Source organism: Halopiger xanaduensis SH-6 (assembly GCF_000217715.1).
GTDB classification, from domain to species: Archaea; Halobacteriota; Halobacteria; order Halobacteriales; family Natrialbaceae; genus Halopiger; species Halopiger xanaduensis.
Map to the genome: position 1 here is coordinate 2,373,784 of NC_015666.1, position 25,439 is coordinate 2,399,222.

At 66.0% G+C, this 25,439-nt stretch carries 20 protein-coding genes; 12 read left to right on the top strand and 8 right to left on the bottom strand.

Annotation, left to right across the window (positions count from 1 at the left end):
* The first annotated feature begins 511 nt into the window (after positions 1-511).
* Genes HALXA_RS11570 through HALXA_RS11590 form a run of 5 tightly spaced genes read left to right on the top strand, consistent with a single transcriptional unit; the run spans position 512 to position 6,020 of the window.
* Entirely contained in the window at positions 512-1,117 is a 606-nt protein-coding gene (locus tag HALXA_RS11570) for an acyltransferase (protein WP_049895457.1), read from the top strand.
* The gene (locus HALXA_RS11575) at positions 1,114-2,340 is read left to right on the top strand and encodes a DegT/DnrJ/EryC1/StrS family aminotransferase (RefSeq protein WP_013880551.1); all 1,227 of its coding nucleotides are present in this window, start codon (positions 1,114-1,116) and stop codon (positions 2,338-2,340) included. Before HALXA_RS11570 ends, HALXA_RS11575 begins: the two co-directional genes overlap by 4 nt.
* Positions 2,337-3,395 (top strand): Gfo/Idh/MocA family protein, encoded by a 1,059-nt coding sequence (locus HALXA_RS11580; protein ID WP_013880552.1) that lies wholly within the window; start codon positions 2,337-2,339, stop codon positions 3,393-3,395. Before HALXA_RS11575 ends, HALXA_RS11580 begins: the two co-directional genes overlap by 4 nt.
* Complete coding sequence (locus tag HALXA_RS11585; protein WP_013880553.1) at positions 3,392-4,909, top strand: nucleotide sugar dehydrogenase; 1,518 nt, start codon at positions 3,392-3,394, stop codon at positions 4,907-4,909. The genes HALXA_RS11580 and HALXA_RS11585 overlap by 4 nt, the downstream gene beginning before the upstream one ends.
* Entirely contained in the window at positions 4,902-6,020 is a 1,119-nt protein-coding gene (locus HALXA_RS11590; RefSeq protein ID WP_013880554.1) for a glycosyltransferase family 2 protein, read from the top strand. Before HALXA_RS11585 ends, HALXA_RS11590 begins: the two co-directional genes overlap by 8 nt.
* A 58-nt stretch (positions 6,021-6,078) precedes the next feature.
* Here the strand turns inward: HALXA_RS11590 and HALXA_RS11595 are convergent, their stop codons facing one another.
* Complete coding sequence (locus tag HALXA_RS11595) at positions 6,079-6,306, bottom strand: hypothetical protein (RefSeq protein ID WP_013880555.1); 228 nt, start codon at positions 6,304-6,306, stop codon at positions 6,079-6,081.
* A gap of 182 nt (positions 6,307-6,488) precedes the next feature.
* Here HALXA_RS11595 and HALXA_RS11600 point away from each other — a divergent pair, with 182 nt between their 5' ends.
* Complete coding sequence (locus HALXA_RS11600; RefSeq protein WP_013880556.1) at positions 6,489-7,418, top strand: glycosyltransferase; 930 nt, start codon at positions 6,489-6,491, stop codon at positions 7,416-7,418.
* Between the two features lie 153 nt (positions 7,419-7,571).
* Here the strand turns inward: HALXA_RS11600 and HALXA_RS11605 are convergent, their stop codons facing one another.
* Entirely contained in the window at positions 7,572-9,020 is a 1,449-nt protein-coding gene (locus HALXA_RS11605; protein WP_013880557.1) for a hypothetical protein, read from the bottom strand.
* 381 nt (positions 9,021-9,401) lie between these two features.
* Entirely contained in the window at positions 9,402-9,587 is a 186-nt protein-coding gene (locus tag HALXA_RS11610) for a hypothetical protein (protein WP_013880558.1), read from the bottom strand.
* A 187-nt stretch (positions 9,588-9,774) separates the two neighbouring features.
* On the opposite strand from HALXA_RS11610, the gene HALXA_RS11615 reads away from it, so the two are divergent.
* Positions 9,775-10,944, top strand: a complete 1,170-nt coding sequence (locus HALXA_RS11615; protein ID WP_049895458.1) for a zinc-dependent alcohol dehydrogenase — start codon at positions 9,775-9,777, stop codon at positions 10,942-10,944.
* 730 nt (positions 10,945-11,674) lie between these two features.
* On the opposite strand, the gene HALXA_RS11620 is transcribed toward HALXA_RS11615, so the two are convergent.
* From HALXA_RS11620 to HALXA_RS11635, 4 genes are all read right to left on the bottom strand, one after another.
* The gene (locus HALXA_RS11620) at positions 11,675-12,679 is read right to left on the bottom strand and encodes an NAD-dependent epimerase/dehydratase family protein (RefSeq protein ID WP_013880560.1); all 1,005 of its coding nucleotides are present in this window, start codon (positions 12,677-12,679) and stop codon (positions 11,675-11,677) included.
* Positions 12,680-12,681: 2 nt separating this feature from the next.
* On the bottom strand, positions 12,682-13,638 hold the full coding sequence (locus HALXA_RS11625; RefSeq protein WP_013880561.1) for a DUF362 domain-containing protein: 957 nt from the start codon (positions 13,636-13,638) through the stop codon (positions 12,682-12,684).
* Positions 13,635-14,735 carry a Gfo/Idh/MocA family protein gene (locus tag HALXA_RS11630; protein ID WP_013880562.1) on the bottom strand — a complete coding sequence of 367 codons (1,101 nt, stop codon included), beginning with the start codon at positions 14,733-14,735 and terminating at the stop codon, positions 13,635-13,637. Before HALXA_RS11630 ends, HALXA_RS11625 begins: the two co-directional genes overlap by 4 nt.
* Before the next feature lie 159 nt (positions 14,736-14,894).
* Positions 14,895-15,845, bottom strand: coding sequence for a polysaccharide deacetylase family protein (locus HALXA_RS11635; protein ID WP_013880563.1), 951 nt, complete (start codon positions 15,843-15,845; stop codon positions 14,895-14,897).
* A 394-nt stretch (positions 15,846-16,239) separates the two neighbouring features.
* On the opposite strand from HALXA_RS11635, the gene HALXA_RS11640 reads away from it, so the two are divergent.
* The gene (locus tag HALXA_RS11640; protein ID WP_013880564.1) at positions 16,240-17,835 is read left to right on the top strand and encodes an alkaline phosphatase family protein; all 1,596 of its coding nucleotides are present in this window, start codon (positions 16,240-16,242) and stop codon (positions 17,833-17,835) included.
* A gap of 113 nt (positions 17,836-17,948) precedes the next feature.
* Here the strand turns inward: HALXA_RS11640 and HALXA_RS11645 are convergent, their stop codons facing one another.
* Complete coding sequence (locus HALXA_RS11645; protein WP_013880565.1) at positions 17,949-19,298, bottom strand: hypothetical protein; 1,350 nt, start codon at positions 19,296-19,298, stop codon at positions 17,949-17,951.
* A gap of 427 nt (positions 19,299-19,725) precedes the next feature.
* On the opposite strand from HALXA_RS11645, the gene HALXA_RS11650 reads away from it, so the two are divergent.
* The 4 genes from HALXA_RS11650 to HALXA_RS11665 all read left to right on the top strand — a co-directional run bounded on the left by HALXA_RS11650 (position 19,726) and on the right by HALXA_RS11665 (position 25,301).
* Complete coding sequence (locus HALXA_RS11650) at positions 19,726-21,522, top strand: hypothetical protein (RefSeq protein WP_013880566.1); 1,797 nt, start codon at positions 19,726-19,728, stop codon at positions 21,520-21,522.
* A 64-nt stretch (positions 21,523-21,586) separates the two neighbouring features.
* Complete coding sequence (mct, locus tag HALXA_RS11655; protein ID WP_013880567.1) at positions 21,587-22,813, top strand: succinyl-CoA:mesaconate CoA-transferase; 1,227 nt, start codon at positions 21,587-21,589, stop codon at positions 22,811-22,813.
* A gap of 6 nt (positions 22,814-22,819) precedes the next feature.
* A complete protein-coding gene (locus tag HALXA_RS11660) occupies positions 22,820-24,040 on the top strand; it encodes a GNAT family N-acetyltransferase (protein WP_013880568.1) in 1,221 nt (406 codons plus the stop codon).
* Positions 24,041-24,353: 313 nt separating this feature from the next.
* Entirely contained in the window at positions 24,354-25,301 is a 948-nt protein-coding gene (locus HALXA_RS11665) for a hypothetical protein (protein ID WP_013880569.1), read from the top strand.
* Positions 25,302-25,439 lie beyond the last annotated feature (138 nt).

The window sequence follows — 25,439 nt, forward strand, 5'->3', positions numbered from 1 at the left end:
CGCGTTCCCGAATCCGAATCGAATACCGTTCGGGGATGTTCGGATACCTCACACCACCGAATGCCAGTCGCTGACCCTTTACTATCGCTCGGCTACCCTCCCGAAATCGTATTATACCGGTTAGCTCCCGTGACTGACGGCGTATCCGACGTTTCAGTGATCGTGAACGGAACAAACTCGCAAAAACGGTCGATACGGGGGAGGGTTCGGGCGGTTATTGGGGAGAGCGTTCCGGCCGCTCGAACGCTGTAGTTCGTGGCTACGGCGTTGTCAGGGCGGAGATAACAAAACCTCGTTACCCGGTGTATCAGCACGATTCCCTCGCGGGTATCGAGTAACCGATGACACAGCATCACCGACGACGACGAGTGCGAGTGCGCGTTCGGACGTGTTCGAGAACAGGACCGTCCTCGCCCCCGACGAGTCGCGCGAGCGGGCCGTCCTCCGCCCGCTCGAACCGAGCGACGCGACCGGCGCGACCGACGGCGGACGTCCCAGGAGGTGTCGCGCGATGAGCGAGGCCGTCCGCGACGCGGACGCGGACAGCGTCGTCCGCGGCGAGGACTGCACGATCGACGACGATGCGACGGTCGGCTACGGCGAGTTCGACGAGCCGACGCGGATCGGCGACGGCGCGACGATTCGGGCCGGCTCGATCGTCTACGGCGACGTGACGATCGGCGACGAGTTCGCGACCGGTCACGACGTCCTCGTGCGCGAAGGGACGGAGATCGGCGACGACGTGCTCGTCGGCACGAAGACGGTCATCGACGGGCGGACGACGATCGGCTCGCACGTCAGTCTCCAGACGAACGTCTACGTCCCGACCCAGACGACGATCGGGAGCAACGTCTTCGTCGGGCCCGGCGCCGTGCTGACCAACGACGAGTACCCCATTCGCACGGACGACGGTCTCGAGGGGCCGACGATCGAGGACGGCGCCTCGATCGGCGCGAACGCGACGCTGCTGCCGGGCGTGACGATCGGCGAGAACGCGTTCGTCGCGGCCGGCGCGGTCGTCACCGACGACGTCCCCGCGGACAGCCTCGCGGTGGGAACGCCGGCGACGATCCAAGAGCTTCCCGAGCCGCTCGAGGGGCCGAACGATCTAGCATGAGTAACACGAATTTCGACGCCGAGACCGAAGCGGAACCGGAGCCGACGACCGGCGACGCCGAGCCGGCCGAGACGGCCGAAGTCGACGCCGAGGCGTCCGACGGCCTCCCGTCGGTCTCGATCGCGGACCCCGACGTCAGCGCGGACGCGATCGACCGCGTACGGGACGTCCTCGAGAGCGGCGCGCTGGCGGACGGCCCCGAAGTGAGGAACTTCGAGTCCGAGTTCGCCGCGTACTGCGGTGCGGATCACGCCGTCGCCACCTCGAACGGGACGACGGCCCTCCACGCGGCGCTCGAGGCGCTGGGCGTCGAGGAGGGCGACGCGGTGCTCACCTCGCCGTTCTCGTTCGTCGCGAGCGCGAACGCGATCCGGCTGGCCGGCGGGAAACCGGTCTTCGCGGACGTCGACCCCGAGACCTACACGCTCGATCCGGACGACGTTCGGCGCGTCCTTTCGGAGCGATCCGACGTCGTCGGCCTGCTGCCGGTCCACCTCTACGGGCTCCCCGCCGACATGCCGGCGCTGTGCGAGATCGCCGACGAGCGCGACCTGTTCGTGCTCGAGGACGCCTGTCAGGCCCACGGCGCGCGGATCACGGGCGACCGCGTCGGCACGTTCGGCGACGCGGCCTGCTTCTCGTTCTACCCGACGAAGAACATGACGACCGGCGAGGGCGGGATGATCACCACCGACCGCGACGACCTCGCCGAGCGCGCGCAGAGCTACATTAACCACGGCCGCGCCGAGACCGGCACCGGCGGCTACGAGCACGTCGACCTCGGCCACAACTACCGGATGACCGCCATCGCGGCCGCGATCGGTCGCACGCAACTCGAGCGCCTCCCCGGGTTCAACGAGGCGCGCCGGGAAACCGCCGCCTTCTACGACGAGCGACTGTCGGACCTCCCGCTCGAGACGCCGACGGAGCCGCGGGGCTACCGCCACGTCTACCACCAGTACACGGTCCGGACCGCGGACGAGGCCGAGCGCGACGCGCTCGCGGCGACGCTCGAGGAGCGAAACGTCGACGCGGCCGTCTACTACGACACGCCGATCCACCGCCAGCCGGCCTACGAGACGATCAGCACGGCCGCGGCGGAGTTCCCCGAGGCGGAGGCGGCGGCCGACGAAGTCCTCTCGCTGCCGGTGCATCCGAACCTGACCGAAGACGAACGGCGAAGCGTCGTCGAAGCAGTCCACGATCACTACCACTCCACATGAGCACGGAACACACTGAGACGGTCCCCACGACACCCACGCGGGCCGGCGTCATCGGCGTCGGCGCGATGGGCGAGAACCACGCGCGAGTGTACAGCGAACTACCGAACGTCGACCTCGTCGGCGTCTCCGACCACGACACCGACGTCGCGACGGAAGTCGCCGACGAGTACGGCACCGAGGCGGTCGACCTCGAGGAACTGCTGGACCGCTGCGACGTCGTCACGGTCGCGGTCCCGACGCACGTCCACTACGACCTGGTCACGACCTGCCTCGAGGAAGACGTCCACGTGCTGGTCGAGAAGCCGATCGCCGAGACGGTCGAGCAGGGCCGCCGGATGGCCGAGCTGGCCGACGAGCGCGACCTCGTCCTGCAGGTCGGCCACATCGAGCGGTTCAACCCGGCCGTCCGGACGGTCGGCGAGTTGATCGACGACCTGGACGTGATCAGCCTCGAGGCCGAGCGGCTCGGCCCGCCGATCGACCGGGACGCGCCCGGGAACGTCATCTTCGACCTGATGGTCCACGACGTCGACATCGTCGGCTCGATGCTCGAGGACACGCCGGACGCGCTCACGGCGATGGGCACCGAGGACGGCCGGTACGCGACCGCGACGATGGAGTACGACGACGTGGTCGCGACGCTGACGGCCAGCCGCGTCACCCAGAAGAAGGTCCGCAAGCTCTCGGTGACCGCCCGCGAGTGCTTCGTCGAGGTCGACTACTTGGAGCAGTCGGTGCTGATCCACCGCGACTCCTATCCGGAGTACGTCAACGACGAGGGCCAGAAGCGCTACCGCCACGAGAGCGTGGTCGAACGACCGCGCATCGACAACGGCGAGCCGCTGCGCCACGAGCTCGAGTCGTTCGTCGAGAGCGTCCGCACCGGCACCGAGCCGGAGGTTACGGCTGAGGACGGCATCGAAGCGCTCGAGGCGGTCCAGACGATCGACGGGATCGTCGCGGACGACGAGCAGCACGCGCACGGACAGGAGCTACGGCCGAACGAACGCGACCGGGGGGAGCAGGAGCACGACCAGGAGGTGGAAGCCGAATGACCGAGCGGTCGAGTCCGAGCGACGCCGTTTCCCTCTACGACGCGAGCGTCGACGAGGCCCGCCAGCGCGAGGCGCTGGCCGGCGGCGAGGTGCCGGTCGCCGTCTACGGCCTCGGCAAGATGGGGCTCCCGCTGGCGGCGGTCTACGCGGAGACGACCGGCAACGTGACCGGCGTCGACATCGATCCCGACGTCGTCGAGACGATCAACAGTGGCGAGAGTCACGTCGTCGGCGAACCCGGCCTCGACGAACTGGTCGCCGAGCAGGTCGGCACGGACCGACTCGAGGCGACGACCGACGGCGCCGCGGCGGCCGCGGACGCTCGCGTCCACGTCATCATCGTGCCGACGCTGCTGGACGAGAACGACGAGCCGAACCTCGCGACTGTCGAGTCCGTCGTCGACGATATCGCCGCCGGACTCGAGCCGGGCGACCTGGTGATCGCCGAGTCGACGCTGCCCCCCGGAACCTGCCGGGACGTCCTCGAGCCCCACCTACAACAAGAGAGCGGCCTCGAGGCCGACGAGTTCGGGCTCGCCTTCTGTCCCGAGCGGACCTCCAGCGGCCGCGCGCTGCAGGACATCCGCGGCGCGTACCCGAAAGTCGTCGGCGGCGTCGACGACGAGAGCACCCGCGCCGCGACGGTCGTCTACGACGAACTCTCGAGCAACGAGGTCCACCCCGTCTCGGACGCGACGACCGCCGAAGCGGTGAAAGTGTTCGAGGGGCTCTACCGCGACGTCAACATCGGGCTGGCGAACGAACTGGGACGACTCGCCGACGAACTCGGCATCTCCGTGCGCGAGGCGATCGACACGGCCAACGACCTGCCGATGTGCCAGCTGCACGACCCCGGTCCGGGCGTCGGCGGCCACTGCATCCCCTACTATCCGCACTTCCTGCTGGGCCGGACCGAGGAGCCGATGGACCTGACCCACACCGCGCGGCGGGTCAACGACGGGATGCCGCGCGTCGTCGTCGACCGCCTCGAGCGACAACTCGCCGCGAGCGGCGTCGACCTCGCGGACGCCTCGGTCGTCGTTCTGGGACTCACGTACCGCCCCGGCGTCGAGGAGACGCGCGCCTCGCCGGCGCTGGACATCGTCGACGAGCTGACCGAGCGCGGCGCGGACGTGGCCGGCGTCGATCCGCTGGTCGATCCCGCCGAGTACGGCGCGCGGCCGGTCGCACTCGAGGATCTCGAGGACGAGTCCGACGCCCTCGACGCGGCCGTCGTCGTGACGCCCCACGAGGGGTTCGACCGGATTCCGTGGGCCGACCTCGAGCCGATGGTCGTCGTCGACGGGCGCGACGCGGTGGATCTCGCCGGGACGGACCACCGGGAGTACACGCTCGCGGGGTCGAGGAGCGGGCAGCCGCCGGCTCCCGAGGGCGCCGCCGCCGACGCAACCGCGTCCGAGACTCTCGAGAGCGAGGCGGAAACCGAAGCGACCGGCGCGACGAGAACCGACGGCGGGGCCGGAACCGAAACCGGAGCGCACGACGATGTATAAGGGCAACACGATCGGCGTCGTCGTTACCTCGTACGAGGAGGAGGCGTTCGTCGGCCGCGTCATCGAGACCGTCCCGGCGTTCGTCGACCGGATCTACGCCGTCGACGACGCCTCGCCGGACGGCAGCTGGGACGTGATCCAGCGCGTGGCCGACCGGATCAACGAGGAGGAGGAACCGGAGGCGGAACTGGCCCTGGCCGACGGCGGCGACGGCCGGCGCGTCGTGCCGATTCGACACGACGAGAACCGCGGCTACGGCGCCGCCGTCAAGACCGGCTACGAGCGCGCCGCCGCGGACGGGATCGACGTCGTCGCGGTGATGAACGGCGACGGCCAGATGGACCCCGAGATCCTCGACCGGATCGTCGACCCCGTCGCCACCGGCGAGGCCGACTACGCGAAGGGGAACCGGCTGCTCTCCCCCGAGGACCGCGAGGGCATGTCGACGTTCCGCTTCGTCGGCAACGCGATGCTGACCGGCCTCTCGAAGTTCGCGACCGGCTACTGGACGGTCGGCGACCCGCAGAACGGCTACACCGCCATCTCGCGGGAGACGATCGAGGCCCTCGACCTCGAGGCAATCACCGACCGGTACGGCTTCCTCAACCACATCCTCACCCACCTGAACGTCGACGAGCGCCGGATCGCCGACGTCTCGATGTCGGCGGTCTACGGCGACGAGGAGAGCAGCATCCGGTACGCGTCGTTCGTCAAGTTCGTCTCGCTGCTGTTGCTCCGGAGCTTCCTCTGGCGGCTCAAGCGCCGCTACGTCGTCGAGGGATTCCATCCGGCGGCCCTCTTCTACGCCACCGGCGCGTCCGGGCTCGCGGGCGGCGTCGCTGGCGCCGTCGGCTCGATCGCCCGGAGTCGCGGCGAGGACGGCAGCGACGGGTTTGCGGGACTGCTCGCGTCGTTCGTCGCCGTCCTGCTCGGTCTCGTCTCGCTCGGCGCCGCGATCGCGATGGACGCCGACGAGAACGAGCCGCTCGAGGTGACGTACTACGACTCCGAGGACGGCGAGACGCGCGATGGTCGGAAGCGAACGGTCGCTCGCGACGACCGGCCGAGCGTCGAGGTGCGGTCGGAGACCCGATCCGAACCGCAGCAGTAGTTGAATCGCGGATCGGAACCGACGACGGACGGCGACCCTTGAGCTACTTGCTGCGCCGTCAGTCGATCGAGTAGGTGACGATGTCGTCGCTGCCGCAGGCCGGACACGCCGTCGCGTCCGCGTCGACGTTCGTTCCGCAGTTGCGACACTCGTGGAGGACGGTCGTCGACCGACCGTCGGTCTCGCGTTCGTCCCCGGTTCCGGGCGCGGAGTCGGGGCCGGACGGCGAGTCGGAGTCGGCGGCGTCGTCGGTGAACAGTTCTGAGAGCAGGCGAGAGATGGACATAGAACGGGTAGCGGTTTTACTACAGTAGCGGCAATAAGCGTTTTGTAGTACCTCTCGAAACGGTCTCCGCAGTCCGATTGTACCCTCGGGCAACGGCTCGAGACTCGCGTACGGTCGGCGAACGTATCGGAAAAAGTTCCGGATAACAAAGCCCGCTCTCCGGCTCTAGTCGGACGACTGAGATGCACGTCCTCACGCTGACGACGAACGCCGATGCGCCGTTTATGACAGAGCAGATGCGCGCGCTCGAGCGACGCGGCGTCTCGTTTTCCACGCTGCCGGTTTCGGGGGAGGGCGATTCCGGGAAGACCCGCAGTCCGACCGACTATCTCAAGTACTTTCCCGAGGTGATCGCGGAGGCGGGCAACGGATACGACCTGGTTCACGCCCACTACGGCCTGACGGCGCCGATGGCGCTCGCACAGGTGCGCAAGCCGGTTGTCCTCTCGCTGTGGGGCTCTGACCTCTACGGCCCGGTCGGCCCCGTGAGCCGCACCTGTGCACCGCTGTGCGACGAGGTGGTCGTGATGTCCGAGGAGATGCGCGAAACGCTGGATCACGACTGCCGGGTGATCCCCGACGGGGTCGACCTCGAGAAGTTCCAGCCCGCGCCGCAGGACGAAGCGCGCGAAGCCGTCGGCTGGGACTCCGACGAGTACCACGTCCTCTTTCCCTACCTCCCCGAGCGCGAGGTGAAAAACTACCCGCGGGCGCGGCGGATCGTCAACGCTGTCAACGGGCTCGTCGACCGCCCGGTCCGGCTGCAGACCGTCTACGGCGTCGATCACGACACCGTGCCGGACTACATGAACGCCGCGGACGCCCTGCTGTTGACCTCCCACAGCGAGGGGTCGCCCAACTCGGTCAAGGAGGCGCTGGCCTGCAACCTTCCCGTCGTCTCGGTCGATGTCGGGGACGTCTCCGAGCGCCTCGAGGGGGTCGATCCCTCGCTCGTCTCCGAGGACGACGAGGAGTTGATCGAAGGGCTGCGGGAGGTTCTCGAGTCCGGCGAACGGTCGAACGGTCGCGAGGCGGCCCGCGAGGTCAGCGTGGAGCGGACGGCCGACCGGTTGCACTCGCTGTACGAGCGGGTTGCGTCGGGTGGTCGGTAACGGTAGATAGTGGCCCGCTTGCTGTATTCAGAATCGTCTCTTATTTTGATGGAGTCGTGCTGAATACACAGCGCGAATGTGGCACAGACTATGAGTCAATTTGTGGAGGGGAGTGATCAGACAGTACAGAGAATGTAGTCAGTATGCTTCAACTCACTCGGTGTCCATCTCCAGCGTGACGCCGAATGGATGTGCCGTCATATCATCATGAGGGACGTTCAGCCCTACCTCGAGCGATGCCCACCCACGGTAGGTCCCATCGGATACAGACTCGGGTAACGTGTAAGTTCGAGTGATAGACTGGCCCGCAACTAGGGTGTCACGCTGGCGATTGGCGATCACTCGGTCAGGGATAGCATATTCGGCATCTTTTATGTCAACCTCGTCCTGATCCACCTCCTGCCACTCGATGCGGTCATCGACAGGCGTCTCCAGTCGGTGACGTTCGTCCCCATCGCCGACCCACAGTACACTCGGGAGAAGTCCGTGGCTTTGCAATATTACCTCGTCGTCCTCCCCGACGGTCTCGTCGGGCGAGATCGTGATCTCGAAAGTCGGACGCTCTACGTCGGAGACCGGAGTAACTGTGAGGTTGATGGGGTGATCGCGGTCGGGTTCCTCGACTCGGACCTCGTACACCTCGCGCTCGTGCCGGACGTACGAATCCATAACGTCTCTGGGGGAGGAGGTGACGTATTCCCAGTACAGGTCGGGAATCTCATCCGTCCGATACTCCCGCTGGTCGGTCGAGATGGTCTCAGCACGATGTGGCGAGGCAATCGCAGTCTCGAGAAATGAGCGAAGTTCGGGACCGAACTCGTCAATATCGATGATTTCCTGCCCCCTCAGATCCCTCTCGGTGAGTTTCTCGACCCTGATCGTGTACGGGGCGCCGGGGTCCTCAACGTCGGCCTCAATGGGAGCAACCATCTGTGGCGTCTCGAGGTAATCGTATGTCTCGACGAAAGAAGCAACCTCTTCGGGAACGATCGATCTACGATACGAGTCACGTGGCGAGTGCGGCGTCAGGGCGGCGAGCGTGTCGACAAACGCCTCGACGATCCCGGAGTCAACATCGTCCTCAAAGTGGGCGATGCGGTCGGGATCGACATCGATGTCGTCGGGATCGCCAGCGTCGGAGTGGTTTATGTCTAATCGGTAGACGTACTCCGGAACCGCGGCAGCGAACTTGTACTCCTGGCCATCGAGTTCGACATACGGGAGGTACCGATAGCCGATCCCGAACCGCCGGAACTCGTCGATCGACTGTAGCAGTCCCTCGGAGGGATCCGCTGTCTGGAACTCGCCGTCGTCTCGAGCTTCCCGTATCGCCGTCTCGAAGTCCGGATGCCGATCCTCAGCGGAGAGGATGTTTCTTTGATTAATCCCTGTCGGGTGGCTCACCTCGTCGACGTGGACGCGGTACTGTGCCGTCGTCAGGTCGACATCGATGCGGGGATCTTCCGACTGGACCCCGGTAGGGGTGTCATCAGGTGTGTCGTTCGACTGTGGACTGGTTGTCTGCTCGTCGGCGACATCGCTACACCCGGCAACGGCGGTGAGACTCCCGCCGACGAGTGTGAGGAGGGCACGGCGGTACATACCTCCGAGGTGCAAACGTCAACATGATAAAATTTTTGTAGTCAGTAAGGCACAATTCGATCGAATCGACGAGAATGGGCCCCATACTATCGTAGCCTCCTCTGACTTCAGCGTCCGACCACAAGATCTCTATTGACCAGTTAATTCAGCACAGTTGGTTGGAATAAATAGAGTCGGTTTACTGCATCCATTCTCTGTATTCAGTACACTGTTCTTGGCAGCTATCGGTGAGGCCGATTGCTGCTCTATCACCTACTCAACCTATACTGACCGCGAGTTTCGCGACCGACTCTGAACAAAAACCGTACTAACTACTGGTAAGCCAGCGCCGTCGGCGAATCGGGTCGCAGCCGCGTCAACGGATGCGGTAACCGCGTGCGCTTACCGGCCGCGCCGTTGAAAATAGTACGTCCCGATCGCGAACACGACGCCGCCGGCGGCCCCTTGGACCACGGTCGAAACCACGTCTCCGTCGAACGCCAGTAGTTCGATCAGACTCGCTACGACGACCCAGACGAGGACCAAGAGGAGGATATAGAGCCACGGACTTTCGAAGTCGAACTCCATCGTCGTATCGAATTGTCTCACCCTATTTACAAGTAGGTTGGCTAGAACGCGCGGCACGCAACCGAGCCGAACGGCGAGATCGAGGACGCTCTCCCGCACGGAACGACCTCCTGTTGCACAAACAGGGACTCACTTTACCCGACGGCTGGGTGAGAGATGCGACCGGAGATCCACAATGGACGGCACCATGGAAGCGCTCACCTGGCACGGCGAAAAGGACGTTCGTATCGACGAGGTTCCGAAACCGGAGATCGTCAACCCGAACGACGCGGTGATCGAGATCACGGCGACCGCGATCTGCGGCTCCGACCTCCACCTCTACAACGGCTACATGCCCGGCATGCGCGAGGGCGACGTCATCGGCCACGAGCCGATGGGCGAGGTGATCGAGGTCGGCGACGAGGTCGAAACCCTCGAGGTCGGCGACCGGGTCGTCGTCCCCTTCACGGTCAGCTGCGGCTCCTGCTGGTTCTGCGAGGAGGACCTGTACTCGCTGTGTGACAACTCGAACCCCAACGCCGAGGTCGCCCGCGCGGCGATGGGCCAGTCGCCGGCCGGCCTGCTGGGCTACTCGCACATGCTCGGCGGCTACGCCGGCGGACAGGCCGAGTACCTGCGCGTTCCCTACGCCGACATCGGGCCGATCAAAGTCGACTCAGATCTGGACGACGAGCAGGTGCTGTTCCTCTCGGACGTCTTCCCGACGGGCTACATGGCCGCCGAGAACGCCGAGATCGAGGACGGCGACACCGTCGCGGTGTGGGGCTGCGGCCCGGTCGGCCAGTTCTCGATCCAGAGCGCCTGGATGCTCGGCGCCGAGCGCGTGATCGCCATCGACCGCATTCAGGAGCGCCTCGAGATGGCCAGCGATCACGGCGCCGCGGAGACGATCAACTTCGAGCACGAGGACGTCTACGACCGGCTGATGGAGATGACGGGCGGTCGCGGCCCGGACCGGTGTATCGACGCGGTCGGGACGGAGGCCCACGGAACCGGCCTGAAGGGCGTCACGGATAAGGTGAAACAGGAGATGCACCTGCAGGACGACCGCCCGATCGTCCTTCGGCAGGCGATCAAGTGCTGCCGCAAGGGCGGCACGCTCTCGGTGCCGGGCGTCTACATCAGAAACTCGGACAACGTCCCGTTCGGCCCGCTAATGAACAAGGCGCTGACGGTCAAGACCGGTCAGACGCACGTCCAGCGGTATCTGGGGCCGTTGCTCGAGCGGATCGAGGATGGCGAGATCGACCCCTCCTTTATCGTCACTCACGAGGGAGAACTGAGCGACGGGCCGGACCTGTACGAGACGTTCAACAACAAGGAGGACAACTGTATCAAGGCCGTGTTAACGCCCTGAGAGCTACTGTTTACGGGTTCTACTGGTGGTACCATTTCTTTACTGAGGGAGAAACCGACGGCGAGTTTCGGCTCTGTCCGCTCGTTGCGGGGATACTGCAGCGGCGAAGGGACACATTCCGTCGTAGTCCCGGTCACAACCGCTACTGACGGTGGTCATTACTTCATTATCTCGGTACAATACGCCGACGACGGCGCATTCTGTGTCGGGAGTGACTGGCGAATTACCGGGGGTGAGCGACAGTTCGTTCCACTCCTCGTCGTCCACGCGAGCGGAAATCGCGTATTCGCCGGGATTTTCATCCCAGGTACAACCGACGGCCGTTCCGTGAACGGTCGCCCCGTCTCTCGACTGAACCTCGTGTGAAGAAGAGTGCACTCGCTTCCCGTCCTTGAACACGCGAACCTCGAATCTGTGGGAGGTCGTATCGAAATTCGCAACATCGAGATAGCCTAACTGAATCTTCGCCGCTTCGCCCGTATCTTCGAAGAACGAAAGATATCCGCCCGTAGCGAGGGGGATCGGTATTCCGATCGTTGTGAGAAGTGTCCGACGGTACACAAGACGGCGTGCGAATTGCGGATCTATATGTCTTCCCCATCGTCATATTCTCACTTCTCTCACTGCCGCAGCCATCGGTTTGCGGACGTCGTTCTCGAATCCGAAGCCCAGAATCGTCGCCGGTTTAATTCGATCCCACCGCACGGCCGTACACCGAAAGGACCGACGGTTACTGGAACTCCGTCCGGTACCAGGCGACCGTCTCCGGCAGGTGCGCCTCGAGCGGTTCGTACTCGTACCCCAGTTCGTCGGCGGCCTTCTCGGACGTGTAGAACAGCCGCTCGGTCGCGAGTTTGGCCATCCGGCGGTTGAACGGGAACACCTGTCGGCCGGTGGCGGCGCCGACGGCCTCGGCGACCGGACCGGCCGCGTGGATCGCCGTCGACGGGACGGGAATCCGGGCCGGCGTGCCGCCGAGGTGTTCGGAGATTCGCGAGACCGCCCGATCGTAGGTGAGGTTCTCGCCGCCGAGGATGTAGTGCTCGCCGTTGCCGCCCTTTTCGTAGGCCGCGAGGATGCCGTCCACGACGTCCGAGACGCCGACGATGCTCAGCCCGCCCGGTAGGTACGCCGGCATCGTCGGCTCGAGGCCCATCGAGAGCAACTGGGGGGTGAACGAGCCGTCTCTCGGGCCGAAGACCGAGGTGGGGTGGACGGTGACGGCGTCGCCGCCCTCGTCGTCCGCGTACCGATCGACGAGCTGTTCGGCCTCGGCCTTCGAGGACTGGTACGCGCCGATGGGCTCGGCGACGTCGCTCTCGTCGGCGAACGGGGACGCCTCGTTCGGGCGGCGCGTCCCCGCCGTGCTCGTGAAGACCAGCCGGCCGACGCCGTCCTCGCTGGCGCGACAGGCTTTGAGCACGTGGGCCGTCCCGTCGCGGTTGACTCGCTTGACGGTCTCCGGGGTCGCGCTCCAGAGCCCGACGCCCGCGAGGTGGAAGACGGCGTCCGTCCCGTCGACCAACTCGCGCAGCGTCTCGTCGTCGAAGACGTCGCCGACGTACCACTCGAGCGCGCCGTCCTCGCCTTCGTCCGCGCCCTCGAGCACCTCGCGATCCGACGACGGCCGACTGAGCGCGCGGACGTCCCAGCCGTCCGCGAGGAGCCGTTCGCAGAGGTGGGAGCCGAGGAAGCCGGTTGCACCCGTGACTGCTGCAGTCTTGTCTTCGGTCATGGTTACTGCTCGAGTTGCGGCGGAACCGCGTCGCCGCCGACGGCCGCGTAGAGGCGGTACGCGGTCGTCACGGCGGGATGCGTTTCGTCCGACGGCGGCAGTTCGGCGCCGGCGAGTCGGTCACGGAGCGCGTCGAAATCGAGGTCGTCGGCGCCCGCGCCGACGCGCTCGACGGTGATCGGCCCGTCGTCCGTCCCGGCGGCGAGTCGGAGCACCGGGTCGTCATCGGTCGCGTCGCCGAACAGCGACGCGCCGAGGGCGTCGACGTCCGGCGCCGGTCCCGCGAACAGGGCGTCGGCCGCGTAGGGGTCGGTCCCGTACGCGGTCGTCGCGTCCATGACGGAGAGCGCGGGGTCGACGGCCTGCGTCGCCGCGACGGCAGTGATCTCCGGGTCAGCCGCGGAGTCGACGAGATCGGCGAGCCGCCGCACGCCGCCCGCGACCCGCCCGTCTTCGGTCGGCCGCAGCGTCGGGACGGTGACGACTGCTCCCCGTACGAGTCGCGTCGGGACGGATACTGACACCGACCGGCCGTCGACCTCGCGGACGACGTCGGTTCGCGGCTCGGCATCGTCGGCGAGATCGACGAGTTCGGCGTCGAACCGCTCGAGCAGGTCCCGATAGCCGAGGTACTGGCCGGTCCGCTCGAGGTCGATGATCTCGTTCGTGGTGCCCGCAACGGCGATGTCGGCATCGGTGCGGTCCTCGAGGGCGGCGACGAGTGCGCCGACGACGGCGGGGTCGGTCACCGTTCCGGTCGAGGGGTGGAAGGGGTAGTGCGCGTCGGGGACGAGGGTGATCTCCTCGGCCGTTTCGAGGTCAGTTTCGTCCGAGAGCGCCGACTCGAGCAGCGTCTGCACCGGCGTCTCGAGGGAGGCCATCCGGGCGTCGAGATCCGGAATCCAGCTGCCGCGCCGATCGCCGCGGTCGACGGCGGCCGCGCGAACGGGTCCGGTCACGTCATCACCTCCGGCGCGAGTTCCTCGCGATCGGTCCGGTCGGCCAGTTCGTAGGCCGTCTCCGCCAGTTCGAGCGTCCGGCGGCCGACCTCGCCGTCGACCGGCGGCGCCTCGCCCTCGCGGATCGCCTCGAGGAAATCGTCGAGCGCCCGATAGTGGGCCTGCAGGTAGAACGTCGGGCCGAAAACGTCGCGATCGAGGTCGGTCACGCGGCTCGCGACGTTCGACAGCGCGGACTTGGCCGCGTCCGCGTAGAAGTTGTTCGGCAGGTGGTCCCGGTTGCTGATCGTTCCGGTGATGCCCTCGAGGCGGAGCCGGGTGTTCACTTCGGGGAGTTGCTCCCACTGGTAGGAGCCGCAGTGGAGCGTGATCGTCGTCTCCGTCTCGGGCGCCCGCATCATGACCGTCGCCGCGTCCTCGACCGGCACGTCAAGCGTTTCGCCCGTAGCTGCGCTTTCGATCTCGAGGTCGCCGAACAGCCACTCGAGGACGTCGAAGCAGTGAATGCCGAGCTCAAGCAGGGAGCCGCCGCCGGCCGCGTCGGGATCGAGCGGCCAGGACGCGGGCGGGTCCCGAACGGGCGGTCGACCGAGCGGCCCGTCGTTGAGCCGCGTCATCGACGCGTAGGGGACGTGGCCGACGCTGCCGTCCTCGTAGGCCTCCTTGACGCCGACGATGTCGGGCTGGTAGCGCAGCGTGTGGTCGACGCCGACGGCGATGTCGCCCTCCTCGGCGGCCTCGAGCATCCGGTCGGCTTCCGCGGTCGAGCGAGCGAACGGTTTTTCGACGAACACGTCGACGCCGGCCTCGGCGGCCCGCTCGACGGCGTCGGCGTGGAGGAACGGGGGTAAGGCGACGACCGCCGCGTCGAGGTCTTCGGCCTCGAGCAGGGCGGCGTAGTCGTCGTACGTGCGGTCCGCGCCGGCGCGTTCGGCTCGCTCGCGGTTCTCGGGAACCGCGTCGGCGGCTGCAACCACGTCGACGTCTGCCATTGCGCTCGCCGACTTCAGGTGTACCATGCCGATGTTTCCGACGCCGAGAACGCCCACGGAGAGGGAACTCGAGTCGGTCAATCGGCGCAGAACTGCGGATGACATCTGTCCGTGACAGGGCCAGCAGCGGGTTTTGTTATCAGCGCCGTACAGAACGAGCCGCGGTTGTAGTCTTCGATTCCCCTGTCTGGCGTGCTGTCTTTTACGGATACTTATTCGAATTCGCCGTTCAGTCAGTCGATTCGATACGTTCGTTTATAAGCACTAGTCGTCGCCGATCGTGCGGCCGTCGATCGGCGTGACTTGTCCGTCGACGCTCCGAGCGACGTCGACCTTCTGCGCGATGTCGCCGATCGTTTCGACCGCGAGATCCGTGTTCGAGCGTTTCCGGTCGAGGTACGCGAGGATCGCCCGCATCCGGTGATCGTCCCGCTCGTGCGTGAGGTTATTCGGATGGAGCCACATGTGGAAGATCCCGTCCGACTCGACGGCTTCGTCGATCCCGCGCCGGGCCTGGACGACCATCGGGTCCTCCCAGATCGACTCCGCGACGGTTCGGGCCGGCCCTTCGAACCCGAACAGGAACAGCGAGGCCGGCACGTTCACCAGCCCGTACTCGTCGACGACCGGTTGGACCAGCAGCGAGTGGTCGCGAAACGTCGAATCGAAGAGGCCGCGAACGCCGTCCCGCGTCGGCGAGCGGCCCCGATACGCCCGGACGCCGTGGTCGGCGAGGACGTCTCGGTGCCCGACGTCGTTGCGCGGATAGACGAACGTCTCGATCGACTGGTCCCACTCCGACGCGATCTCGGTGCTGCGCCGAAGCTCGGCCTCGGCGAGTTCGCGGTCCGTCTCCGGCCGTCCGAAGAGGACGTGGGAGAACGAGTGGCTGGCGAACTCGTGGTCGACTTCGGACGAGAGCAGCGCGTCGACCAGATCGGGTGCGAACCGGAGGTCGGCCCGGTCCGCCCACTCGGTTCGTTCCCGCTCGAACCAGCCCTCCGGCGCGGGATGTTCGGCGTGTCTCCCGTCGCAGGACTCGAGCATCAGGTGGCCGACGACGGCCCAGGTCGCGGGGATTTCGAACTCCGAGAACAGATCGAGCATGACCGACCAGCCGCGGCGACCGGACTCTACTCGATCCGTCGGCAGGGACTCGACGTCGTGAAATCCCCAGCCGAGTTCGGCGTCGAGCGAGACGACGACACTACCCATAGCTCCCACCACGCGTGATCGTCATACTCGTGATGGATTCGATCGGACGGTTTTGTTATTGATCGCCTTTCCATGTCAAGTCCCGTCGTACGGCAACCGATAGCCGACGATACGATCCGGATACGGTCGATCGGCCGTCCACAATTGCGCGCCGCTCGGACAGTTGTCAGCCGCGATCACTGGTTGCCGTTTCGGACCGTCCTGTCGGCGGAACATCCAGAAATCGGCAACTGTCGGCGATCCTAACGGTAATGTGTTCAAACAGCCGAAAATTCCGCGGTGCAACTCGTTAACGCCACCGAACGCACCGGGAGATGACACGGATGAGGGGTGAACACTCCCTATAACAAAGCGGTCATCCGGTATCCTGCCCGATAGCAGGTGTTTTAAAATTATGAGCGGATCTACCCCCACGTCCGAGCGGGCGTTCGTCCTCGGACTCGACGGCGTACCGTGGCGACTCATCGAGCAGTGGAGCGACGAGGGTGAACTCCCGAACTTCGCCCGGATGCGCGAAGAAGGCGCCTCGGGCACGCTCGAGAGTACGCGTCCGCCGACGACGCCGCTCGCTTGGCCGTCGATCGCGACCGGCGTCTGGCCGGACAAACACGGGATCTACGGCTTCCAGAACCTCTCGGAGGAGTACTCCCACGAGATGTACACGAGCCACGACATCCAGCAGCCGCCCCTGTGGGAGCAACTCCAGCCGGCTCACGTCGGGAACGTTCCGATGACGTTCCCGGCCCGCGATATCGACGGCTCGATGGTGACGGGGATGATGACTCCCTCCACCGATCAGGAGTTCACGCATCCGCCCGACCTCGGCGACGAGCTCGAGTCGCGCGTCGGCGAGTACGAGATCAGCCTCGACTATCCGGAGTACGCCGACCGCCCCGACGAGTTCGAGGAGGCCGTCTCGAACATGCTCGAGCAGCGCCGGGAGGTGATGCAGCTGCAGATGGACCGCGCGGGCGACGACTGGCAGCTGTTCTTCTTCGTGTACACCGCGCCGGACCGGTTCCAGCACCTCGTCTGGGACATGGACCGGCTGCTCGCCCACTACAAGAAACTCGACGACCTGCTCGGCGACGTCATGGACTACACCGACGAGCACGACGCCGACCTCTACGTCGTCTCCGACCACGGCTTCGGCGAGATTCACGACCTGATCTACGTCAACCACATTCTCGAGCGGGAGGGCTACCTCTTCAGACGCGAGGACGAGGGCACCCGCGGCGCGCTCGCGAGCCTCGGCATCTCGCGGGACAGCATCACGAACATGCTCGAGCGGGTCGGCATCTCGGAGGAGATGCTGGTCTCGAACCTCCCGCGGAGTCTGCTCGACACCGTCGCCGAGCAGATCCCGGGCGATCACGCCCTCTACGACGTCGACTACGAGCGCACCGTCGCGTTCGTCCACGACGCGGGCAACTGTTACATCAACGACAGCAGGCGGTTCGAGAACGGGATCGTCTCGCCGAGCGACGTCCCGGAGATCAAAGAAGAGCTCATCGACGTCTTCGAGTCGGTGACCGACGCGAACGACCGGCAACTCCTCGAGGTCTACGACGGGGACGAACTGTTCCCCACCGATCCCGACTCGCCGGATCTGATCGTCAACGGGATCGACGGGTACGACGTCCGCAACGGGATCGAGGACGAGGTGCTCGGCGACACCGGGAACTACGCGGCGAGCCACCGCAGCACGGGGATCATGCTCTGTCGCGGCCCGTCGATCGACTCGGGGGCGACGCTGCGGGGCGCGCGCGTGGTCGACGTCGCGCCGACGCTGCTGCACGGCATCGGCGAGCCAGTGCCGGCAAACGCTGACGGTCGCGTGCTCTTCGACGCGTTCGACGAGTCGGCGACGCCGGCAACCACGAAGGTCCAGCGGTCCGAGGTGTCGAAGGTGGCGACGCCGGACGGCGAGGTCGACGAGGACTTCGACGACGTCGAGGACCGCCTGAAGGGCCTCGGCTACATGGAGTAATCCGATTTTGGTTCTCGCGGTCGCGACGTAATCGGAGTAAGAGGACGGCGGCTCGAGTCGGATTTCTCGCGCGCATCATCTGTGCGGCGTCACCTGCCGGCAGTCCGAAACAGCTATCGCGACCGGCCGCGGATGCGATCCAGTCCGTTTTTCGCCGTCGTCAACATCGGATACGCGGCGTTGTACACCGGGGCCGGTGCGTTTCTCGCGCCCGCGCGGAACAGCCGGTGGGACAGCGGCGGTTCCGCCTCGTCGACGAGGGCCTCGAGATCGGCCTCGAGCAGCCACTCGAAGAACGCCGCTTCCTCCGGCGACCCGGGCTCTGTCTCCTGGGCGCGATCGCGGATGTCGGCCCACATGTAGCGCTCGTCCTGTCCCAAGACCCACTCGCCGCCCTCGAGCGCGCGGCGAATGTCGGCGTAATCGTTGTGGGAGAACGGATAGCCGTGGGCCGTCGGTTCGAGGCCCGACAGCCGGAGGCCGACGGCGGTCCGGTAGCACTTCTCGCACTCGCCGCAGTTGCCGTCCATGCGCACGTTGCAGGTCTGGAGCTCGAGGTCCGGTGCATCTGATTCAACGTAATCGGCGATGACGTCCAGCCGCTCCTGCCGGGTGAGCTCGTAGCCGTCGTGGTGACACTCGGTGCCCGTCCAGCGGACGTACTCGTCGATATCGGGGCGCGAGCCCCACTCGAGGTCGATTCCGTCCCAGTGGGTCGCTGCGACGTACAGGTCGCCGATGCCGCGGGCGTACGCCATCGGCGCACAGAGGCCGAGCAGGCCGAGTCCGTGGCCGACGGAGCTGTACCAGGCGCCGTCGACGAACCGCTTGTAGTGAGCGAGCAACATTGCGTGGTCGAGCGCCTCGAGCGCGTTCGTCTCGATAAAGGCGGTCTCGAGGTCGCATTCGTCGGCGAACGACAACACGCGCTCGCGGAGGTGGCGCCAGTCCTCGGCGCCGGACTCGTCGGGGGCGACGGTCCAGCCGCGGATGCTCACGAGCGTCGGCGATTCGTCGCGGTGGCGGATGTAGGAGCACGTGGAGTCGACGCCGCCGGTGAAGAGGAGGGCGCTGTCGCTGCCGTCTTCGTCGTCGTCACCGCCCGCGTCTCCACCACCGGCACCCGCCGGCGCGGCGTCGATCGTCCGCTTCGCGTACAGCGTTCCACCCTCGAGGAAGTCGTACATCCCGAGCAGGCTGGCCTTGACGTCCTCGAGCGCCCGCGCGAAGGTCGCGTCGACCTCGTCGACGTAGATGTCCGCGCCGTCGGCCCACGCGACCGGACAGACGTTCGCGAGGACGGGTATCGCGAGCACGCCGTCGGGAACGTCCTCGACGGAGCAATCGTAGCTGGTTCGAAACGGGTTGCCCGTGAAGAACCGCTCGAGGTCGGCCGAGGGACGTACCTCGCACTCGAGGCTCGAGCCGTCGGTCTCGGGATTTCCGATGGTGACTGATGACATGCCACATACTGGAGGACGAATGGCTACAAAAACCACCATTACCGTTGCTCGGTTTGCCGGCCGAAAATCGATGTGTAGGTGACAGTCGACCACAGACAACGGCGCCGTACGCGCAATAAGCCGATGCTTCAGCGGTCGGCCGCCGCAACGGGCCGGCTCGAGACGGCGGTCACCGAGCGCTCGATCCGCGCCAGAGCACGATCGAAACGGGCCATTAGGGAATCCGCCGGCGACCGGCGGTCCAGTCGTAGGCGATAGCGACAGGTGACGTCGAGGAAACGCGAGCATCCGGACTCGAACGCGGTGTACGCGGCGCCAGCCGATAGGAGCCGCATAACAAACCTCGCAATCGCTGATCCTCAGACCAACCCATGCCTCTGCGTATCGACGCCGATGTCAACCCTCGAGCGGCGGGTGATGACAGGCAATGAATCGGACGACACTCGATTCGGTGTTCGCCGTCGGCTTCGTCGCCGTCGCAGTCGGTATCCTCGTGGCGCGAGCGAACCCCGCGACCGCGTACGAGGCGTCGGTGTACACGGCGACGCCGACGGCGACGTGGGCCGGGCTGGCGATCGGCCTGGCGATCGCTGTCCTCGGAGCGATCGGCTGTCGCGGCCGCGAGCAGGCGATCGCCATTGGACTCGGCAGTTTGGCGGTGACGGCAATCGTGAGCCTCCCCGTGATTCGGAACTACCGGTTCGCCGGGATGGGCGACGCGCTGACGCACCTCGGGTGGACGCGCGACATCGTCACCGGAAATATGGCGCCTCACGAGTTGATCTATCCCGGCGTTCACTCGTTGGCGGCGGTCGTCCACTACATCGGAGGCGTCTCGATCGAGCGTGCGCTGCTGTTTACCATCGTCTTCCTGTTCGTCCCCTTCCTAATCTTCGCCCCGCTGGCTGCTCGAGAGATCGACAATACCGGACTGGCAGCCGGCTGCGCAGCGGTCGTCGCGTGGATGGTCCTGCCGATCAACAACGTCGCGACGCACATGGGCGTCCACACCAACTCGAACGCGCTGTTTCTCGTGCCCGTCGTGGTCTTCGCGTTCGTCACGTTCCTTCGACGCCGGTCGACGATCGAACGGCTGCCGTTCGGCCTCTCGCCGTTCAGCGTTCTCGTCTACCTGACTGCCATCGGCTTACTGCTGGTCCACCTCCAGCAGATGGTCAATATCGTCGTCCTCGTCGGTGCGATCGCCGGCGTCCAGTTTCTCGCCCGGCGCCGGTACGACGACCACCCGATTCTCGAGCATCCGACGACGTACGTCCAGACGGTCGTGCTCGGCGCGATGTTCACCATCTGGGCGCTCGCCAACGAGCGGTTCCGGAACGCCGCGACGACCCTCGTCGAGGGCGTCCTCTCTGCGGACATCGGCGCCGGACAGGAGGTCGACCAGCGCGGGACCTCGCTGACCGAAATCGGCGGCAGCATCGCCGAACTGTTCGTGAAGATGTTCCTCGACGCGGCGGTGATCGGCCTCGTCGCGGGGCTGTTCGTGCTGGTGACCTGGATCGGCTGGACCCGGACCGACCGGGAGGCGTCGACGTTCGTCACGTACTTCGGGCTCGCACTGGTTCCGCTGGGAATCATGTTCGCCCTCTACTTCGTCGGGACGCCGACGATGGCGTTTCGGCAGGTCGGGTTCATCTACGTCGTCCTGACGATCCTCGGTGGGGTCGCGCTCGCACACGCGATTACCGGCCTCTCGCGGTACATCACGAGGCCGGGTGCGAACGCGGTGGCGTCGATCGGCCTCGGAGTGCTCCTCGTGCTCGGCCTGCTGACCGTCTACGCCTCGCCGCTGATCTATAGCCCGACACAGCACGTCACCGACGAGCAGTTCAGCGGCTACGAGTCGAGCTTCGAGCACACGGCCGGCGATCAACCCTACGTCGGACTGGGCTACGACCCCTACCGGTACGACCACGGTATCAACGGCCTCGAGGGCCAGGAGGAAGCTCCCCTGAGCGGCGCGGCGTTCTCGAGCGGCACCGTCGACGCCGAACGGTTCGAGGCGGGCAACTACAGCGGGGCCTACCGCGGCGTCGACTACTACCTCACGATCTCGGCGTTCGACGAAACGCGGGAAACGGAGGTTTATCGGGGGCTCGATATCAGCGAGGAGGCGGTTGCGGGCGTCGAGACCGACCCAGCCGCCAATAAAGTGATCTCCAACGAGGAGTACGAGATGTACGCCGTTGCTAGCGAGTCGTAAGCCGTCGTAGAACTGAAAACAGTAGCCATAACAAAACCGCATTTTCCCGTCGGTGTTGACGATCATGAGCGCTCTCGACGACGTCCGCGTGCTCGACCTGACGCGCGTGCTCGGCGGACCGTACTGCACGATGTTGCTCGCCGACCTGGGCGCAGACGTCGTGAAAATCGAACCGCCGGGCGGGGATTTCGTCCGCGAAACGCCGCCGTTTCACGACGAGGACGATAGCTTCGGCGGCTACTTCCAGAGCATCAACCGCGGGAAGCGGAGCCTCGAGCTCGATTTCACCGACGAGGACGACCGCGACGATTTCCTGTCGCTCGTCGACGCGGCGGACGTCGTCGTCGAGAACTATCGCGCCGGGACGATGGCGAAGTTCGACCTCGAGTACGAGCGCCTCGCCGAGCGCAACCCGCAACTCGTCTACGCGGCGCTGCGCGGGTTCGGCGATCCCCGCACCGTCGAGAGCCCCAAACAGGACGAGCCGGCGTTCGACCTCGTGGCGCAGGCGATGGGCGGCGTGATGCACCAGACCGGCCACCCGGACGGCCCGCCGACGAAGGTCGGGTTCGGCGTCGGCGACATCTTCACGGGCGTGTTGCACGCGGTCAACATTCTCGCGGCGCTGCACTACCGGGAGCGGACGGGCGTCGGACAGTTCGTCGACACGGCGATGTACGACTCCATGGTGAGCCTCGGCGAGCGGGCGGTCTACCAGTACTCCTACACCGGCGAGGTGCCCGAGCGGCGGGGCAACTCTCATCCGACGCTGTTCCCGTACAACGCCTTCGAGGCCGAGGACGGTTTCGTCGTCATCGCCGCGCTCACCGATCGCCACTGGCGGAACCTCTGTGAACACATGGGCGAACCCGAGTGGGCTGTCGACTACGCCGACGCCGCGGATCGGCTCGAGCACCGCGAGAAACTGCGCGAGGCGATCGCGGAATGGGTCGGCTCCCGATCGGCCGCGGCGGTCCTCGAGACGCTCAACGGGTCCGTCCCCTGCGGGCCGTTGCAGGACGTCGCCGACATCTACGACTGCGAGCACGCGAAGCAGCGGGAGATGCTCGTCGAGGCCGACCTTCCCGAGGCCGACGAGACGGTGACGATCGCCGGCACGCCGATCAAGATGGCCAAGACGCCGCCCGAGCCGGGCGACCGCGCGCCGCTGCTGGACGAGCACCGGGACGAACTCCTCGGGGTCGACGTCGCGCGGCCGCCCGAGCCCGACGTCGGCGACGGGGAGACGGAGCCGTTCGAGGTTTCGCAAGACCAGTCACAGGACGATTGAACGACCATGGCAACCGACTCATCGAACCGAACGGAATCGAACGCGGAAGCGGCGAATAGCAACCGGGCCACCGAGAAACAGTCGGAGACAGAAACTGAGCGGGAACGGGACTCACAGCCCAGCGACGTAGAGACCGAAGACGACCCGTACACGATCCGGCCCTACGAACCCGACGACAGGGAGGACTTCCTCGAGCTGTACGATCGGGTGCTCGGCGACCGCGACGACGAGTGGTTCCGCTGGAAGTACGAGGACAACCCCTACGTCGATCACGTGCCGATGATCGTCGCGACCCACGAGGGGCGGGTCGTCGGCACGAAACCCAGTTTCGCACTCGAGCTTCGGGCCGGTAACCGGACCCTCCGGGCGCTCCAGCCGGCCGACGTCATGGTCCACGAGGACCACCGCCGGCGCGGGCTCTACTCGCGGACGACCGAACGGCTCAAGGAGCGGTACCGGGACCGGGAGGCCGACCTGTTCTTCAACTTCCCGAACGAGGCGACGCTGTCGGGCAGCCTGAAACACGGTTGGCGGATCGTCGAGGAGGTGCCGACCTACTACCGCGTCCAGCGGCCCGACGCCTTAGTCGACGGTGACGAGCGCCTCGAGGCGCTCGCGACGGCCGCAGGCCCGGTCGCGGCGGCGTACTTCCGTGCGCGCGATCGGCTGGCCGACCCGCCGACGGACGTCGTCGTTCGCCGGTTCGCGGACGTCCCCGTCGAGCAGTTCGTCGACTGCTACGAGCAAGCAGTACCGGGGACACTGCACGCACACCGCGACGAGACGTTCTACGAGTGGCGCTTCGAGAACCCGAAGTGGACCTACGACGCCTACGTCGCGAGCCGCGACGGCGACCCCATCGCCGGCGTCATCACCGGCACCCGAACGCAGGACGGAACGAAAGAAACCTGCCTGACCGATCTCGTCCCGCTGGCGCGGACCCGCGAGCGACGCGACGGCCTCGAGGCGATCCTCGCGCGCGTGCTCTCCGACCGGCGCGATTCGGCGCTGCTCGCGGCGAGCGGGCGCGCGGTCGACCCCGCCCTGCTCGGCCAGTTCGGTTTTCGGTCGGACCAGTCGCTGCCGTTCTCGAATGTGACTCAGCCGACGACGCAGGTCACCTATCCGCTGGCGGACGACGGCGGCCACGAGTGGACCGTCGCCGGGCGGGCGATCGCCGACCCCTCGAACTGGACAGTGACCTTCGCCGAACAGGACACCTGGTGACCGGTGGTAATTGACTGCTATTCTCTAATTTAGTTGTTGAACTGATAGAAACAGTCGTCGATCGACCCGTTTCGACCCGTTCGGCCCACCGTCGGAAATAGGCCCCATAGAACGGTTCTTGAGGGAGGTAATAGCGTATTTACCCGGAAAATACGGTGTTACGACGGCTGTCCCGACCGGTATTCGTTCATATATTCGTGAACGAAACGCAGTAGATTGTACCGGAATCTATAGTGTTACAAATATATTCTGTAAATTTAATCCATATCGCCAAGGAAAAGTTTATGAGTACAAGCCCAGGTTACGCAAGTGTATGGCGCAGAATCCCCGTACGACCGATGCGGAATCCGCTCCGACTACAGGCCGTAATTACGGATTAAGCCGCCGCAACTACGTTCGCTCGCTCGCCGCGGTCGCGACCGCAGCAACCTCCCTCGGCGCAGCCGGTTCGGTTGCCGCCCAGGACGATGGCGACTACGAGGTCATCGAGGCCACGGGCCAGACCATCCAGGTCGGCTCCGGCGAGACGTGGGAGAACAAGCTGATCGACATGACCACCGGCGGTGACATCGTCGTCAGCGCGTACGGTACCGACTGGACGATCCGCAACATCGGATTCAAGGGCAAGAACACCTCCGGCACCGGCTCCGCCACCTTCGGCATCTGTGACGAGGGCGGCTCGAGCACGATCGAGAACATCTACCTCGGCGACGGCACGGACGGCCGCAACGGCGCCGACACCGGGCACGGCCAGACCGCCTTCTGGGTCGACCCGAAGCACTCCGGTCACATCGACTTCAAGCACCTGAACATCCAGAAGTTCGCCGACAACGCGATCTACGGCTCCGCCCCCGGCAGCAACGGCGGCGGCACCCTCCACATCGACCAGAGCTTCGCCGCGAACTGCCGCGTTTCGCACTTCCGCGTGGCGTCCGAGGGCTGTAAGGTCACGAACTCGAGCGTCTACGTCGACAACGAGGAAGGCTACCAGGGCCGCGGGATCTGGGCCTGGGCACCCGGCACGATCGAGATCGACAACTGCCAGATCCAGATGAACGGCGCCCACACCGCGATCGACGCGGGCGCGAACGGCAACCCGACGGAGGTCGTCGTCACCGACTCCGACTACGACGAGCAGGCCGGCATCGCCGAGAACGCCGGCTCGAACGTCCAGCTCGAGAACACGGGCACCGAGCCCGAGGCCTTTATCCCGGAGGGCGTCCCGACCAGCCCCGAAGAGGCCGCCGGCGGCGACGACTAACGGAAACCGCGCTTCCACTCAACCGACTCCCGACGCATCCCTCGGGGACTCGATCCCCGACCTCCGCTGACGCCGACGGTCCTCCCCCGACTCCCCTCGACGCCGTCGGCCCTCCACCGACTCCCCCGCTGACGCTTT